We start from the raw sequence: 15,831 nt of genomic DNA, 5'->3' as shown, positions 1-15,831 counted from the left end.
TTCGTGATTCGATTTTCGATAGTCGAATCCCGATTTTCGAACATCGACTCACGAGTTTTTAATGTGTTTGTCTTTTTATAGCGATTATACGTTACAGGGTTTGTGATAAACCAAAAGGGTTTCGTTAATGCGATATTTGAAAATGATGTTTTGTTTTCTTAGAACCCCGTAGGGGTGACATAATTGTAGATAATGTATCGTTTTCATGCAACCCCATAGGGGTGACATAATTGTATAAATTGATGTGTTGTTTCGTACAACCCCGCAGGGGTGACATAATTGTAGATGATGTGTTGTTTCGTATAACCCCGCAGGGGTGACATAATTGTATAAATTGATGTGTTGTTTCGTACAACCCCGTAGGGGTGACATAATTGTAGATGATGTGTTGTTTCGTACAACCCCATAGGGGTGACATAATTGTAGATAATGTTTCGTTTTCGTACAACCTCATCGGGGTGACATGATTGTGAAAATTGTTTTGTTGTTTTCGTATAACCCCGTAGGGGTGATATGATTATAAAAAATGAGGTATCATTTTTGTCGAATATCGATTTACGAAAATCGAATAAATAAAAAACCAGACTCAAGGTCTGGTTTTTGTTATTTACTCATCGTGTAAGAAAGCTTGTCTTTGTAATAAGACTTCTTCGCTTTCGACATGATTATCATCAGGAACACAGCAATCGACTGGACAAACAGCTGCACATTGTGGTTCTTCGTGAAATCCTTTACATTCGGTACATTTACCAGGTACTATGTAGTATAAATCATCTGAGATGGGATCTTGGGCAGCATCTGCATCTACTTCGGTTCCATCGGGTAAAACGATTTTTCCAGAAAGACGGGTACCATCTTTATATCTCCAATCATCTGCCCCTTCGTATATCGCTGTATTTGGACACTCTGGTTCGCATGCACCGCAGTTGATGCATTCGTCAGTTATTATGATTGCCATAGCTTATATCTTTTATATTTATTATATGTAACTTTGTTACAAAAATACACCCAAAACAATTCACAAACAAATCAATATGATTTTAGAAGATAAAAAAATTGCGTTTACAGCTTTAGGTCATTTTATTAGACAATTTTCACAGCCTGATTTTATCAAGGAAGAGGATGTTGTGGGAAATGATATCTTTTATACGCGTTTCGCCGAGGCTATGGAATCAGCAGTTCATTACAACGGATGGTTTACCATAGATCAGATGCTGATTGCTATGAAGTCTTGGAGTAGTGCATTGACGATGGAAGAACTGAATCAGTGGACCTCGGTTTACGATTTTAGCAGGGAACCTTTAAAGAATGTAGGATTGATTTTGGCAGGTAATATTCCATTGGTGGGCTTTCACGATTTCTTATCCGTATTGATTTCCGGAAATAAGGTAATGGTTAAGATGTCGTCGAATGATCAAAAATTATTGCCAATCTTAGCTGATTATTTAATTCATATCGAACCGCGATTCAACGATCGTATTCAATTTGTAACTGAACGTTTAGAAAATTTTGATGCTGTGATTGCCACGGGTAGTAATAATACTTCGCGTTACTTTGAATATTATTTTGATAAGGTTCCAAATATTATTCGTAAAAACCGCAATTCAGTTGCCATTTTAGACGGTTTGGAAACCAAAGAAGATTTGATTGCTTTGGGGCACGATATTTTTACCTATTTCGGATTGGGATGTCGCAATGTGTCAAAGTTATGGGTTCCTAAGGGATATAACTTTGACGCCTTTTTTGAAGCGATGTTTGAATTTCAAGATGTGATACATTATGAAAAATACTCTAATAATTACGACTACAATAAAGCGGTTTTTTTGATGAGTAATTTTAAGTTGTTGGACAATGGCTTTCTAACGATTAAGGAAGACAGCTCTTTTGCATCACCTATTTCATCGGTGTTTTATGAATACTATGAGGCTGTTGATGATTTACAAAAGGAATTGGTCCTTCAGCGTGAAAAAATTCAATGTGTGGTATCTAATGGTATAGTTGAAGGTTCTATTTCATTTGGTCAAACGCAATTTCCTAGCTTAGCAGATTATGCAGATGGCGTGGATACTTTGGATTTCTTATTGAAATTATAATTTATAAATTCACTTATAAGGTGATATTTGTCTATAGACGCCGAGAGTATTTCTCTAGGTATTGTGGAATGCTAATGTTAAATAGTAAAGGGATATATGAAAATACATAATTTTAGCGCAGGCCCTTGTGTTTTACCCGCAACGGTATATCAGCAAGCTTCAGAAGCAGTTTTGAATTATCAAAATTCGGGACTCTCTATTTTGGAAATCTCGCACCGCAGTAGTGAATTTATAGCTATTTTGGAAGAAGCGAGACAATTAGTGCTGAAGTTGCTGAGTTTAGATGCAACTCAATACACAGCTTTGTTTTTACAAGGAAGTGCGAGTATGGAGTTTTTGCGAGTTCCCCTTAATCTACTGCAAACAAAAGCGGCCTATATCGATACCGGTACTTGGTCATCGAAAGCGATAAAAGAAGCTAAAGGTCTTGGCGAGGTGGTAGAAGTCGCCTCATCACGCGACAGAAACTATACTTATATTCCGTCTGACTACGAGCTGGGTACTCACCTTGATTATTTACATTTCACTTCAAATAATACGATATATGGAACTCAATTTGTAGAAATTCCACAAGTTGAGATTCCTTTGGTATGCGATATGAGTTCTGATATTTTTTCAAGAAAATTGGATTTTAGCCAGTTTGACTTAATTTATGCAGGGGTTCAAAAAAACATTGGTCCTGCGGGATTGAGTTTGGTAGTTGTTAAGAATGAAATATTGGGAAAGACAACTCGAGCTATTCCGAGTATCATGGATTATCAGCAACATATCAACCACGGTAATTTATACCATACGGCAAATGTGTTTGGAGTATATGCGTGTTTGTTAAATTTGAGATGGTTGAATGACTTAGGCGGTATTGAAGTTATAGAACGCATGAATAATGAAAAGGCATCGTTGTTGTACCGCACAATTGATGGATTGGATTATATTAAGGGTATTGCAGATCAAAAGTACCGTTCTAAGATGAATGTCACATTTGATTTTGAAGCAGCCGGGTTAAAGGAGTTGTTCGATATCTATTGCCGTGATGCAAATATTGTCAACATCCAAGGGCATCGAAGTGTAGGAGGGTATAGAGCATCCTTATACAATGCATTGCCTATTGAAAGTGTCGAGGTTTTGGTTCAGGTACTAGAACAAGTTAAACATAAATCATAATGATGAAAATATTAGTCAATGAAGCGCTCCCTGCTTTTATTGAGAGCGATTTGAAAACACGTGGTTTTGAAATCATTCAAGTTAAGGTAGCACAAGAGCAGTTAGCCAATTATATCAATACGCATAATATTGAAGTTTTAGTAATACAGCAAGCTAGGAAAATCACGAGATCACTGATAGATTCCAGTACGACGTTGAAATACATACTTATAGCGGATACTCGAATTGATTTGGAGTATATCGATTATGCCATCAAAAACGGTATTCAGGTATTATGGGCAGAAAAGGCGTTGGCAAACGCTACCGCAGAAATGGTTTTTGCACATTTGCTAACGGGCAGCAGATTGTTGCAAGAAGCCAATAGAAATATGCCGTTAGAAGGGGAGGTGAATTTTAAATCACTGCAAAAGGCTTATTCTAATGGTGTAGAATTAGCGGGTAAGACCCTTGGGATAATCGGTATGAATATCGCTGGAGAGTTAGTCACTCAAAAGGCGATTGGACTTGGAATGCGCGTGATTTACTATGATGACGTGAAGACCTTGCTATCCAAAAAGGTAGCGCTAATGAATGGAGTGTCTTTTCAATTGAATTTGGAATCACAAAGTTTGGAATCGGTGATTGAGGAAGCACATTTTTTAACGGTGCATACTTCGCAATTCGAACGTTATATTTTAAGAAAGGATCGATTTGAATTAGCTAAAAACCTATTGGGGGTAATCAATTGCGCTTATCCGGAAGCTGTAAATGAAGTTGATTTAGTAGATTTACTGAATGACGAGCAGCTTTTATTTGCCGGTTTAGACCGTTTTGAAGAGGAGCCTAATCCGGCTATTCAGGTATTGATGCAACCTGCTATTTCTTTGTCTCCTAATGTAAATAGTGCATCTGGTGATATTGAGGAGCAAATTTGGAACGAAATACGTGAATTATTCGCCGAATGTAGATGATTTTAACTAACTTAGTTTAGTCTTTAAAACAACAAATTATGTTAGAACAAATTCAACAAATCATTGAGCAAGTAAGTTCAAAGGAAGCTGGTGCACAAGGAATATCTTCCGAGTTGACATCATCAGTTGCGCAAGCAACAGGTTCATCAATCATATCGGGTCTAAAGGATTCGGTGAGCAATGGGAATATTAGTCAACTGACGGACCTGTTTCAGGGTTCTGGGGACATTGCTTCTAATGGAGCGGTGACTTCTATAGTGTCTAATTTAGTGGGAACTCTTTCGGGCAAGTTAGGAATAGACTCTGGAGTTGCCAATAATTTTGCAAGCTCTGTAGTGCCACAGGCCTTGGCGATGTTGGTTTCTAAATTAAAAGATTCCAATTTCTCTATAACGGATTTGTTGGGTGCTTTTTCTGGAGGTTCCGGTTCTGCAGGGGGTATCATGGATGCTTTAGGTGGTATGGGATTGGATCAAAACAAAGATGGTAAAGTAGGGTTAGATGATGCGATGTCTGCTTTAAAAGGGCTGTTTTAGTCGAGAAGTATTTACATTATGGTATTAAAAGTCTTTTAGTGCAAAATTATATAAAAGGAACGGATTTCAAATTTCCGTTCTTTTTTTTTACGCCTATGGTTGGTTTTATTCAAGATGGTTGATAGCTCAAATAAAAAATGACTTAGATTAAATTATCTAAGTCATTTTTATTAAATACAAATTGGCGTTTTAATACCTGGCTTAATTAGAGTCTTTTATCGACTAGGTAGTATTGGATAGTTGCTACGTTAACTAGAATTAAGGTCTAGCTATAGTTATATCTTTATCTATATTGGGGTCCAGGACTTTGTTTATGCACATAGAGACATGGACAGTACTATATCCAGTTAGGTAAATATGTTGGTTGCCATATCCGTCAGTATGGTCAAAGTATTGCATACGTAGGTCATTTTGTCTCGCGATAGCTTCCTGTTCGGTGTAACGTCCATATTCCTCATGAATCTGTACCATAGGCTGACTAGCTCCAGTTGGGAATATTAGTTGTCGCAAAACTCGATGCTTATAGCACTTCTTTTTGACGATTTGGTTGTCGCTTACTTCGTTTACTTTGACGGTACTGTTAATCGGTTCTTTACCTTTTTCTATGTTTCCTGCTAACATAGTCATTGAAATCAGAGCCATTAGGCTCATTGCGATAATTTTTTTCATAATATTATTGTTTTGTTAGTATGTTAAATATATGAAAATTTTGTTAAATACTCAATTTTTGTTTATTAAAATCTGTTTATGTCTTTTGTTAGGTGTGTTATTTGTACTTAATTAGTGTTTGGTTTTTGTTTTAGCTAGGAGTTTGCTGACTTGTTTGTAGATGCACAGTGGGTTTATCTGGGTAAAAAATATTCTACTTTAGATGAGATAAAAAAGATATTGACTGTTTTTTTAGTAACATAAATTAAAAATTTAGTATTGTCAAAGAACTAACGCGCTAACCGTTATTTTATTGGCTTTTAGAAGATCTTCGGCAAGTATATATAAGAAAAAAGCAGTAATAAATCGAAATTTATTACTGCTTTAAGGATTTGAAATTGTTGCTGTCAATCTCTATACACTTATTTCATTACGAGATTTTTTAAATCAGACTTGTATAACGCCTAAGTTGAATTGTCTTTCAATAGGAGCGTGATCTGCCGCTTCGATACCCATTGAAATCCAAGTACGCGTATCAAGCGGATCGATAATCGCATCGGTCCATAATCTTGAAGCTGCGTAGTATGGAGATACTTGTTTGTCGTATCGCGCTTTAATCTTATTAAACATTTCCGTTTCTTTTTCTGCAGTAATTTCTTCACCTTTAGCTTTTAGAGAAGAGGCTTCGATTTGCAAGAGCACTTTGGCTGCTTGTGAACCTCCCATCACCGCTAATTCAGCACTTGGCCAGGCAAAGATTAACCTTGGATCATAAGCTTTTCCACACATCGCATAGTTACCTGCTCCATAAGAGTTACCCACGATAACAGTGAATTTCGGAACAACGGAATTACTAACAGCATTCACCATTTTAGCTCCATCTTTTATGATTCCACCGTGCTCCGATTTAGAGCCTACCATAAATCCAGTAACGTCTTGCACGAATACTAGAGGTATTTTCTTTTGATTGCAATTGGCGATAAAACGCGTTGCTTTGTCTGCGCTGTCGGAATAAATTACTCCTCCAAATTGCATTTCACCTTTTTTGGTTTTAACCACTTTTCTTTGATTCGCTACAATACCTACGGCCCAACCGTCGATTCGGGCATAACCCGTGATGATGCTTTGCCCATAACCGGCTTTATACTCTTCAAAATCAGATTCGTCAACCAAACGTTTGATGATCTCCATCATATCGTATTGTTCCGTTCTTGCTTTTGGTAAGATTCCATAGATGTCGTTCGGATCTAAAGCTGGTTTTACTGATTTTACGCGATTATATCCCGCTTTAGTATAGTCGCCAATTTTTCCGATAATGTTTTTAATGGTATCCAAAGCATCTTTATCATCTTTGGATTTATAATCGGTAACACCAGAAATTTCGCAATGTGTAGTTGCTCCACCTAAGGTTTCGTTATCGATATTTTCACCGATCGCCGCTTTAACCAAGTAACTTCCCGCAAGGAAAATACTTCCGGTTTTATCTACGATTAAGGCTTCATCACTCATAATCGGTAAATAGGCTCCTCCTGCAACACAACTTCCCATCACTGCTGCAATTTGAGTGATTCCCATACTGCTCATTAGGGCATTATTTCTGAAAATCCTACCAAAATGTTCCTTATCTGGGAAAATTTCATCTTGTAAGGGTAGATAAACTCCGGCGCTATCTACTAAATAGATGATAGGTAAGCGATTTTCCATGGCAATTTCTTGCGCACGCAAATTCTTTTTTGCTGTAATTGGAAACCAAGCTCCTGCTTTTACAGTGGCATCGTTGGCAACAACGATACATTGTTTCCCTTGTATATAACCGATTTTAACTACCACACCACCAGAAGGACATCCACCGTGCTCTTCATACATTCCATCTCCTACGAATGCTCCGATCTCAATAGCCTTAGCATCGATATCTAGAAGGTAATCTATTCGTTCTCTTGCTGTTAATTTTCCCTGTTGATGCAGTTTTTCAATTCTCTTCTCACCACCACCTAGTTTTACTTTGGCATACTGACGTTTTAAATCAGATAAAAGTAACTTGTTGTGGTCTTCATTTTTATTGAAGTTAATATCCATATTATATAGGCCTTTTTTTGATTGTTAGTTTCTAATTCTTGAGTGCTAAAATACAAAAACCTTTATAATTAAAAGAGTATCCATTCAGCTTATAATTGCAGAGATAACAGAAATATTTTGAAAAGTTAATCTTAAGGAAACATTAGGTGTGTTTTTTATCCTTACTTTTGCGCGCCTAATAGATGAATATGACACTCAATTCAATTTTTCAATTTTTAGTTCCGAAGGATAAAAAGTTTTATCCCTTGTTTGAACAAGCCACGAATAAGTTAATCCTATTATCAGAAACCCTCCATGAGGCGATCAATTTGCCAAGTAAAGAAAGGGAAGAATATTTTAAGACAGTAGAGACCATAGAAAACGATATTGAAAATATCGTTCAAAACATCCGAATTGAATTAAGTAAGAATTTTATCACTCCATTTGATCGCGAGGATATTCATTCCCTGATCACTGCTATTGATGATGTCGCAGATTTCATGAATGATGCTGCAAGTCGTATGCGTTTGTATCAAGTGGATAAAATCACCAAATCCATTCGTAAGTTGACTGAAGTCAATGTCGAAACTTGTAAGCAAATCGGTATTGCTATTTACGAGTTAAAAGGCATGAAAAATCTGGATACCATTTCAGAGTGTTGTCGTGTGATCAATAAATTGGAAGCAAAAGCGGACAAAATTTTTGATAAAGCGGTCGCAGATCTATTCGAAAATGAAACAGATGCCAAAAACATCATTAAATACAAAGAGGTTTTATCGGCCTTAGAAGCGGCTTCGGATAAATGTAAGCAGGTAGCCAAAGTTTTGGAAACCATTACTGTGAAATACTCTTAATCAAACCAAGGCTTCATGGATTTTACTATATTGATTATTATTATAGGATTGGCTTTGGTATTTGATTATATCAACGGATTTCACGACGCAGCCAATTCCATAGCAACTATTGTTGCAACGAAGGTTTTAACACCTTTTCAAGCGGTACTTTGGGCCGCAGCCTTTAACTTTGTGGCCTATTTTATTTCCAAATATCTTATTGGGGAATTTAAAATTGGAAATACGATTGCCAAATCGGTCAACGAGCACTTTATTACTTTAGAAGTCATATTGGCTGGACTTGTTGCTGCAATTATTTGGAATTTATTGACCTGGAAAATGGGAATTCCATCTTCGTCATCGCATACTTTACTCGGTGGATTTATTGGTGCTGCTTTAGCCCATGCTGGTGCTTTTTCGGCCATTTTTGATGGACAAGAAATCGATGTAATTAACTATGTAAAAGTAATACCTACTTTTCTGTTTATATTCGGTGCTCCTTTTATAGGTATGATCGTTGCCTATTTTATTACGGTTTTGATTATGCATATCTGTAAGCGAGCCAATCCGCATAGAGCTGAAAAATGGTTTAAGAAATTGCAATTGGTTTCTTCTGCCTTGTTCAGTTTGGGACATGGTGGTAATGATGCTCAGAAAGTAATGGGTATTATTGGTGCTGCTGTTATTTGTTACCACATGAATATTCAAGATGTAGCCTATACGAGTTTAGAAAGTGCAGATCGATTTTCTCATTTCGTAGATGATTGGTATTGGGTACCTTTGGCTTCCTTTGTTGTAATTGCTTTGGGAACACTTTCAGGAGGTTGGAAAATTGTAAAAACCATGGGAACTAAAATTACTAAAGTGACACCTTTAGAAGGGGTAGCTGCGGAAACCGCAGGTGCAATTACCTTGTATGTTACCGAGCATTTGGGAATACCAGTTTCAACAACACATACGATTACAGGTTCGATTATCGGTGTAGGAATCACCAAACGAATCTCAGCGGTTCGATGGGGGATAACCATCAGTCTTCTTTGGGCTTGGGTTTTAACCATACCCGTTTCGGCTTTAATAGCTATGGGGGTTTATTATGTATTGACAATCTTCCTATAACAATATAAAAAAAACAACTTCTTTCGGAGTTGTTTTTTTTTTTTGAATGAATAATGCTATTCGTTTGATTTTTGAATGATTAGATTTGGGATAGAACTAAAAAATTTATCCCCTATGAGTACTATTCAAAAACCCCATTTTAAAGCGAAATACGACAATTATATCAATGGAGCTTTCGTTGCTCCTGTTAGTGGTAAATACTTTGATGTCATTTCGCCTGTTGATGGGAAGGTATTTTCTCAAGCGGCTCATTCCGGTAAGGAAGATATAGATAAAGCAGTTGAAGCTGCTGATAAAGCATTTAAAACTTGGAGTAAAGTATCTTCAAAAGATCGTAGCGCACTTTTGCATCAAATAGCCAAGGTTATGGAAGATAACCTGGAGTATTTAGCCGCAGTAGAGACTATAGATAATGGAAAAGCAATACGAGAAACTATGGGTGCCGATGTGCCTTTGGCGATTGATCACTTAAGGTATTTTGCCTCTGTGATCCGTTCGGAAGAAAGTTCAATTACAGAGCTGGATGAAAATACGGTTTCCATTGCACTGGAAGAACCTTTAGGTGTTATCGCGCAGATTATTCCTTGGAACTTTCCTTTATTGATGGCATTTTGGAAGTTAGCTCCGGCCTTAGCCGCAGGTAATACAATCGTATTAAAACCTGCCGAGAGCACGCCAATCTCTATTCTAATTGTTATGGAATTGATCGGATCGTTATTGCCTCCTGGAGTATTAAACGTAATCAATGGTTTTGGAGCAGAGATGGGACGTCATTTAGTGGCGCATCCGAAGGTTTCCAAAGCTGCTTTTACGGGTTCTACCGCTACGGGAAGAATGATTATGCAATATGCTTCTGAGAATGTGATTCCTGTTACTTTGGAATTGGGAGGAAAATCTCCAAATATCTTTTTCCCATCTGTAGCCGATCACGATGATGCATTTTTTGACAAAGCCGTTGAAGGAGCAGTATTATTTGCTTTTAATCAAGGGGAAGTTTGTACCTGTCCTTCGCGATTATTGGTGCACGAATCGATTTATGATAAGTTTATAGCAAAGGTCATTGAACGTACCGAAGCTATTAAATTTGGTAATCCGTTAGATAGTACTACCATGATGGGGGCTCAGGCTTCTAAAGTACAGTACGAAAAAATATTGGCTTATATCAAATTGGGGAAAGAAGAAGGCGCGGAACTCTTAACCGGAGGAGAAGCCAATTCCATTCCGGGATTGGATGGCGGGTATTATATCAAGCCAACCATCTTTAAAGGACATAATAAGATGAGAATTTTCCAAGAGGAAATTTTCGGACCCGTATTGGCTGTAACGACTTTTAAAACCACGGAAGAGGCTATTGAGATTGCCAACGATACCATCTATGGACTTGGAGCTGGTGTGTGGACTCGTGACGCACATGAGATCTATCAAGTTCCTAGAGCGATACAAGCAGGTAGAGTGTGGATTAACCAATATCACTCCTATCCAGCAGGTGCTCCTTTTGGAGGATATAAACAATCTGGATTCGGTCGTGAGAACCACAAAATGATGTTGAATCACTACCGCCAAGTAAAAAATATGTTGATATCCTACGATAAAAACAAACAAGGACTTTTTTAATGTTGATTGTGGAGCTGCTTAATTTTTTAGGCAGCTCTTTTTTTAATCCAATGACACGATGATAAAACGAATTGAAGCGACTGATGCCGCAATGGAATTAATTAAAGAATTACAGGGTTTGCACGGTGATTTGATGTTTTATCAAGCCGGTGGATGCTGTGAAGGAACCCAACCTTTGTGTTTGCATAAAGATGGAATTCTCAAACGACTTGGCGATGTCTGTGTCGGACATGTTGGCGGTGTTGAATTTTGGATGGATAAGGATCTGTTTGAATATTGGAAGCATGCCCATTATACACTCGATGTCGTGGAAGGCTATGGGACAGGTGGTTTTTCTTTAGAAGTACCGTTGGGAAAGACGTTTAAGATAGTATACCGCATCTATACCCCTGAAGAAGAAACTCAGTTGGAACCACTCATTGCAATAGAAAGCTAACACTCCTTCACAAGTGATTGTTGGTATTGTTTTGGTGTGATGCCTTCGTGTTTTTTAAATAAACGAATAAAGTAATTGCTGTCTTCGAACCCACTGAGGTAACTAACCTCTTTGATGGGAATCAAGGATGAAGACAAAATGTTTTTTGCTTTAGATATTTTTTGTTCGATGATAAATTCGATCGGACTGATTCCCAATTCTCTTTTGAAATAACGATATAAAGTCGAAGGACTCATACATGCCTGATTACATAATTGATCTAGATTGCCTGTTTTTTCTGGATTTTCCCTGATAAAAGAAACTAGAGACTGTATGATCGATGGTGTTTTTTGCGATTTGAGATTCGGAAGTTCTCTGTTTTGTTGTTGCATGATCGCGATCAAAAGCGTGTCGAGCTGTGATTCCTCCCAATTTTCTGTAATTATTTTTTTTGGATGGAGTAAGTCGCGTGTGATGCGACGAAAAATTTGATTGATTTTGTTGCTGTTAAGCAAAGATAATTCTTGAATATTGAGATTCCATTCGCTATTTAATTTGGGGGCTTTTTCATTTAAAATTTCTGCCCTTTTCATCAGAAAATCAGGGTTAATCGATATGCTTGTGCACTGTGTGGGCTGTTTTGTAGTGGCTTCGGGAAAATCGATTTTAAGATGGCTGTTCTTTGGCAGTAATAAAGTTTGATTTTTATTGAAGAGAAAAGAGTTTTGTGGATCGATTTCAATGAGCTTTTGTCCGTTGATGATATTGGAAAAGACCGGATTGGAAAAGGCAACGGGTATCTGATACATTGGTTCGTGAATTTCTGTAAAAAAAATCTCACAAGTTTCTGTTTTCCAAATGGAGTGACTCTCAACAAATTCATGATTTATTTTTGAATGTTGAAAAATATTCGAGAATAAAGGGAAGCTATTAAAATTCATCTTAAAATCTTTGGAAGATGAATTTACTAAATGTTTTTTGAAATAGTTTTATAATTATGTTAAAACCAGTATACTAAAAAGAAAAAGCTACTTGTCATTCGACAAGTAGCTTTTGAATTTAATCTTTTTGCCCCATCATCATCAGGTAGGCTTTTAAGAAATTGTCAATTTCGCCGTTCATTACAGCATCAATATCGGTTGATTCGTGTTGTGTGCGAACATCTTTTACTAATTTGTAAGGATGCATGACATAATTTCTAATTTGCGAGCCCCATTCGATTTTTTTCTTATTGGCTTCAATTTCGTCTCGTTTGGCTTGACGTTTCTTTAATTCGATTTCATACAATTGAGATTTCAGCAATTGCATGGCTTTATTTTTATTATCTAATTGAGAACGGGTTTCCGAATTTTCAATGATAATACCAGTAGGGTGGTGACGCAATCGAACAGCGGTCTCGACCTTGTTCACATTTTGTCCTCCAGCTCCACTAGAACGCATGGTTTCCCACGATATGTCCGAGGCACTAATATCAATCTCAATCGTATCGTCTGCTAGCGGATATACATAGACCGATGCAAAGGAAGTATGTCTTTTGGCATTGCTGTCAAAAGGGGAGATACGCACTAATCGATGTACACCATTCTCTCCTTTCAAGTAACCGAAGGCATATTCCCCTTCAAACTCTAAAGTCACTGTTTTAACGCCCGTAACCTCACCTTCTTGAAAGTTGAGCTCTTTGATTTTATAACCGCTTTTTTCTGCCCACATCATATACATTCGCATCAACATAGCAGCCCAGTCACAACTTTCGGTACCACCGGCACCAGCGGTGATTTGGATGACTGCACTAAGGCTGTCACCTTCATCTGAAAGCATGTTTTTAAATTCGAGGTCTTCTATGATGGCTATGGTTTCTTGATAATGTTCCGTAACCTCGGATTCATCGACATCGCCTGAGGCATAAAAATCCAAAAGCACCTGCAATTCCTCTAAGCTGTTTTGAGCTGCCTGATAACCTTCAACCCATTTCTTTTTGGAACGCAAATTTTTTACGAGTATCTCCGCTTCCTTAGGGTGATTCCAAAAATCAGGAGCAAAAGTCTTCTCTTCTTCGTTGGCTATTTCAATTAATTTCTGATCGACGTCAAAGATATCGTCTTAAGGCACCAAGCCGGTCAATAATATTCTTTACATGTTCGGTGTTTATCATAATTTCAGTACTTTTATAGCCACAAAAATAGTTATTCCTTTTTGAAATATGGAAATTAATTTAGTTAGCGATACCATTACCAAACCAAGCCCTGAAATGGTTGAATACATGATGAAGGCAAGAGTGGGTGATGATGTTTATAAATTGGACGAAAGTACCAATGAATTAGAAAAAACGGTTGCGGATTTGTTTGGTATGGAGGCGGCTTTGTTCTTTCCTTCAGGTACTATGGCCAATCAAGTTGCCATCAAGTTGCATACCAATTCTGGCGAGAGATTAATTTGCGATAAAGATTCGCATGTTTACGCTTTTGAATCCGGCGGACCGGCTTTTCACAGTGGAGTTGCCTGTACTTTACTGCCGGGAAATAGAGGTAGAATTACAGCGGAACAAGTTAGAGAAGCCTATACAGACGATTCTAATGTTCATTATGCTGCAACTACCCTGGTTTGTGTGGAAAACACGACCAATAAAGGAGGCGGTGCTTGTTATGATATCAACGAATTGGTTAAAATCAAACAAGTGTGCGACGAAACCGGTATGAAGTTTCATTTAGACGGTGCTCGCTTATGGAATGCATTAGTTGCAAAACAATTGCATCCAAGACAATTCGGTGAACTGTTTGATACGATATCCGTTTGTTTATCTAAGGGATTAGGTGCACCGATGGGATCTGTTCTTCTGGGATCTAAACAAGATATCCAAAAAGCAACTCGTTTGCGTAAGCTTTTTGGTGGTGGTATGCGTCAAACCGGCTTTATGGCTGCGGCAGGATTATTTGCTTTAAAAAACAATGTAAGCCGTTTACAGCGCGATCATTATAGAGCAAAACAATTGGAGTTGCTATTGCTTAAGAAGGGCTGGGTTAAACACGTTGAACCCGTTCAAACCAATATAGTCGTCTTTAATTTAAAAGAGGGATATAGTCCAACGGTTTTAATGGAGCGATTAAAAAATAAAAATATTTTGATCAGTACTATGGGCAACGGTTTGTTGCGAATGGTTACGCATATGGATTATCGAGAAGTCATGCATGAATATGTAATGGAAACCCTCACCAACTTAGATATTTAGAATTAAAAATGCCACTCCCAAGAGTGGCATTTTTATTTAGATTGTATTAAAACACAGAATTAACAATTCTGATTTTTTTGGAATCGGAAATATTTGTAGTTTTGTTTAGAATTAATATAAATATGGAAAAGTTAAAACAACGCTGGGGAATCGATTCTAATTTTCAAATTGTAGTTATTTTTATAGTTTTTGCTATAACCGGCTCTACAGCTTCTTGGGTTACTAAACCCATTCTGGATTTTCTCGGTATCTCTAGAGAAGCGATGAATCCATTTTTATATTGGTTTTTGCGTATCGTTTTAATCCTACCTGTTTATAAACTTCTATTATTGTTCTTTGGAACCGTTTTTGGGCAACGTTTATTCTTTTGGAATTTCGTTAAAAAAATGCTTCAAAGAATGGGCTTTAGTTTTTTATACCGCTAAGTTATTTTTTGTGTATAATGAAAATACACGGTCGCTTGTGTAAATCGACCTTGTGTTTTTTCCACTCTGCGATCGACTTTGTCTTGATATACTCGGTTGGCAAAGTGATGTCGCAAGCAATGCACAGTTGCGTTTGCGGATGTAAGGCTGCAATCATTTCTTCTACAATCTGATTGTTTCTATAAGGTGTTTCAATAAACAGTTGCGATTGGTCTCTTTCAGAAGAGATGCGTTCTAAAGTTTTTAATGTGGCTTTTTTCTCCGATTTATCAATAGGTAGATATCCGTTAAAGGCAAAACTTTGACCATTCATACCCGAAGCCATCAGTGATAATAGTATCGAAGAAGGTCCAACCAAAGGAATTACCGGAATGTTTTTTTCGTGTGCAATTTTGACTATAACAGCACCCGGATCAGCAACTCCTGGACATCCAGCATCACTCATAAGACCTACGTTTTTGCCTTCTAAAAGCGGTTGTATATATTGGTAATGGCTACTTGCCTCAGTGTGTTTGTTTAATGGAAATAAGATTAAGTCCGCTTGCACCTTTGACGGACAAATAGCCTTTATAAATCTACGGGCCACTTTTTCGTTTTCAACAACGAAAATATCGATCAACTCTATGGCGCGTTTAACGGTTTGAGGCAATACCTCGTCTGGTGGAGTATCGTCTCCTAAGGTGATTGGAATTAAGTATAGTTTACCTAATGACGATGAAATGTCCATAAATTATTTTTTTTCAAATTTACTAATTATTT

Annotated in this window: 16 protein-coding genes; 10 read left to right on the top strand and 6 right to left on the bottom strand. The window is 37.3% G+C overall.

Going from position 1 to position 15,831, the window contains the following annotated elements; genetic code table 11:
• Positions 1-607 precede the first annotated feature (607 nt).
• Positions 608-958 (bottom strand): 4Fe-4S dicluster domain-containing protein, encoded by a 351-nt coding sequence (locus L1275_RS07240; RefSeq protein WP_253471309.1) that lies wholly within the window; start codon positions 956-958, stop codon positions 608-610.
• A gap of 76 nt (positions 959-1,034) precedes the next feature.
• Between L1275_RS07240 and L1275_RS07235 the strand changes: the two genes are divergently transcribed.
• The 4 genes from L1275_RS07235 to L1275_RS07220 all read left to right on the top strand — a co-directional run bounded on the left by L1275_RS07235 (position 1,035) and on the right by L1275_RS07220 (position 4,740).
• Positions 1,035-2,093 carry an acyl-CoA reductase gene (locus L1275_RS07235; RefSeq protein WP_253471307.1) on the top strand — a complete coding sequence of 353 codons (1,059 nt, stop codon included), beginning with the start codon at positions 1,035-1,037 and terminating at the stop codon, positions 2,091-2,093.
• A gap of 96 nt (positions 2,094-2,189) precedes the next feature.
• Positions 2,190-3,254 (top strand): 3-phosphoserine/phosphohydroxythreonine transaminase, encoded by a 1,065-nt coding sequence (gene serC / locus L1275_RS07230; protein ID WP_253471305.1) that lies wholly within the window; start codon positions 2,190-2,192, stop codon positions 3,252-3,254.
• On the top strand, positions 3,254-4,204 hold the full coding sequence (locus L1275_RS07225; protein WP_253471303.1) for an NAD(P)-dependent oxidoreductase: 951 nt from the start codon (positions 3,254-3,256) through the stop codon (positions 4,202-4,204). Before serC ends, L1275_RS07225 begins: the two co-directional genes overlap by 1 nt.
• A gap of 38 nt (positions 4,205-4,242) precedes the next feature.
• Positions 4,243-4,740 (top strand): hypothetical protein, encoded by a 498-nt coding sequence (locus tag L1275_RS07220; protein WP_253471301.1) that lies wholly within the window; start codon positions 4,243-4,245, stop codon positions 4,738-4,740.
• Positions 4,741-4,998: 258 nt separating this feature from the next.
• On the opposite strand, the gene L1275_RS07215 is transcribed toward L1275_RS07220, so the two are convergent.
• Together L1275_RS07215 and L1275_RS07210 are read right to left on the bottom strand one after the other, a co-directional pair.
• Positions 4,999-5,409 carry a hypothetical protein gene (locus L1275_RS07215; RefSeq protein ID WP_253471299.1) on the bottom strand — a complete coding sequence of 137 codons (411 nt, stop codon included), beginning with the start codon at positions 5,407-5,409 and terminating at the stop codon, positions 4,999-5,001.
• 426 nt (positions 5,410-5,835) lie between these two features.
• Positions 5,836-7,464: an acyl-CoA carboxylase subunit beta gene (locus L1275_RS07210; protein WP_253471297.1), complete on the bottom strand. Its 1,629-nt coding sequence runs from the start codon at positions 7,462-7,464 to the stop codon at positions 5,836-5,838.
• A gap of 188 nt (positions 7,465-7,652) precedes the next feature.
• Here L1275_RS07210 and L1275_RS07205 point away from each other — a divergent pair, with 188 nt between their 5' ends.
• From L1275_RS07205 to L1275_RS07190, 4 genes are all read left to right on the top strand, one after another.
• Positions 7,653-8,297, top strand: a complete 645-nt coding sequence (locus L1275_RS07205; protein ID WP_253471289.1) for a DUF47 domain-containing protein — start codon at positions 7,653-7,655, stop codon at positions 8,295-8,297.
• Between the two features lie 15 nt (positions 8,298-8,312).
• Positions 8,313-9,392, top strand: coding sequence for an inorganic phosphate transporter (locus L1275_RS07200; protein WP_253471288.1), 1,080 nt, complete (start codon positions 8,313-8,315; stop codon positions 9,390-9,392).
• A gap of 114 nt (positions 9,393-9,506) precedes the next feature.
• Positions 9,507-11,006 carry an aldehyde dehydrogenase family protein gene (locus L1275_RS07195; protein ID WP_253471287.1) on the top strand — a complete coding sequence of 500 codons (1,500 nt, stop codon included), beginning with the start codon at positions 9,507-9,509 and terminating at the stop codon, positions 11,004-11,006.
• Between the two features lie 58 nt (positions 11,007-11,064).
• A complete protein-coding gene (locus L1275_RS07190; protein ID WP_253471286.1) occupies positions 11,065-11,442 on the top strand; it encodes a DUF779 domain-containing protein in 378 nt (125 codons plus the stop codon).
• On the opposite strand, the gene L1275_RS07185 is transcribed toward L1275_RS07190, so the two are convergent.
• A complete protein-coding gene (locus L1275_RS07185; protein ID WP_253471285.1) occupies positions 11,439-12,362 on the bottom strand; it encodes an AraC family transcriptional regulator in 924 nt (307 codons plus the stop codon). The two genes, L1275_RS07190 and L1275_RS07185, sit on opposite strands and share 4 nt — an antisense overlap.
• 118 nt (positions 12,363-12,480) lie before the next feature.
• Positions 12,481-13,573 (bottom strand): peptide chain release factor 2 gene (gene prfB, locus L1275_RS07180; protein ID WP_253471284.1). Its coding sequence is split into 2 segments (ribosomal slippage): positions 12,481-13,509 and positions 13,511-13,573, totalling 1,092 coding nucleotides; the frame shifts between segments, so codons are not numbered across the junction.
• A gap of 48 nt (positions 13,574-13,621) precedes the next feature.
• Between prfB and L1275_RS07175 the strand changes: the two genes are divergently transcribed.
• Positions 13,622-14,647 carry a low specificity L-threonine aldolase gene (locus L1275_RS07175; RefSeq protein ID WP_253471283.1) on the top strand — a complete coding sequence of 342 codons (1,026 nt, stop codon included), beginning with the start codon at positions 13,622-13,624 and terminating at the stop codon, positions 14,645-14,647.
• 122 nt (positions 14,648-14,769) lie between these two features.
• On the top strand, positions 14,770-15,072 hold the full coding sequence (locus L1275_RS07170; protein ID WP_253471281.1) for a DUF6787 family protein: 303 nt from the start codon (positions 14,770-14,772) through the stop codon (positions 15,070-15,072).
• 1 nt (position 15,073) lies between these two features.
• On the opposite strand, the gene L1275_RS07165 is transcribed toward L1275_RS07170, so the two are convergent.
• On the bottom strand, positions 15,074-15,799 hold the full coding sequence (locus L1275_RS07165; protein ID WP_253471279.1) for an SAM-dependent methyltransferase: 726 nt from the start codon (positions 15,797-15,799) through the stop codon (positions 15,074-15,076).
• Positions 15,800-15,831: the final 32 nt, after the last annotated feature.

The organism is Flavobacterium sp. HSC-61S13, assembly GCF_024171535.1.
GTDB lineage: Bacteria > Bacteroidota > Bacteroidia > Flavobacteriales > Flavobacteriaceae > Flavobacterium.
This window is presented reverse-complemented; position numbering and strand designations above follow the sequence as displayed.

Bases quoted from the DNA above. Each gene is read 5' to 3' on its own strand.
- L1275_RS07240 (WP_253471309.1), bottom strand. From the start codon at position 958: ATGGCAATCATAATAACTGACGAATGCATCAACTGCGGTGCATGCGAA.
- L1275_RS07235 (WP_253471307.1), top strand. From the start codon at position 1,035: ATGATTTTAGAAGATAAAAAAATTGCGTTTACAGCTTTAGGTCATTTT.
- serC (WP_253471305.1), top strand. From the start codon at position 2,190: ATGAAAATACATAATTTTAGCGCAGGCCCTTGTGTTTTACCCGCAACG.
- L1275_RS07225 (WP_253471303.1), top strand. From the start codon at position 3,254: ATGATGAAAATATTAGTCAATGAAGCGCTCCCTGCTTTTATTGAGAGC.
- L1275_RS07220 (WP_253471301.1), top strand. From the start codon at position 4,243: ATGTTAGAACAAATTCAACAAATCATTGAGCAAGTAAGTTCAAAGGAA.
- L1275_RS07215 (WP_253471299.1), bottom strand. From the start codon at position 5,409: ATGAAAAAAATTATCGCAATGAGCCTAATGGCTCTGATTTCAATGACT.
- L1275_RS07210 (WP_253471297.1), bottom strand. From the start codon at position 7,464: ATGGATATTAACTTCAATAAAAATGAAGACCACAACAAGTTACTTTTA.
- L1275_RS07205 (WP_253471289.1), top strand. From the start codon at position 7,653: ATGACACTCAATTCAATTTTTCAATTTTTAGTTCCGAAGGATAAAAAG.
- L1275_RS07200 (WP_253471288.1), top strand. From the start codon at position 8,313: ATGGATTTTACTATATTGATTATTATTATAGGATTGGCTTTGGTATTT.
- L1275_RS07195 (WP_253471287.1), top strand. From the start codon at position 9,507: ATGAGTACTATTCAAAAACCCCATTTTAAAGCGAAATACGACAATTAT.
- L1275_RS07190 (WP_253471286.1), top strand. From the start codon at position 11,065: ATGATAAAACGAATTGAAGCGACTGATGCCGCAATGGAATTAATTAAA.
- L1275_RS07185 (WP_253471285.1), bottom strand. From the start codon at position 12,362: ATGAATTTTAATAGCTTCCCTTTATTCTCGAATATTTTTCAACATTCA.
- L1275_RS07175 (WP_253471283.1), top strand. From the start codon at position 13,622: ATGGAAATTAATTTAGTTAGCGATACCATTACCAAACCAAGCCCTGAA.
- L1275_RS07170 (WP_253471281.1), top strand. From the start codon at position 14,770: ATGGAAAAGTTAAAACAACGCTGGGGAATCGATTCTAATTTTCAAATT.
- L1275_RS07165 (WP_253471279.1), bottom strand. From the start codon at position 15,799: ATGGACATTTCATCGTCATTAGGTAAACTATACTTAATTCCAATCACC.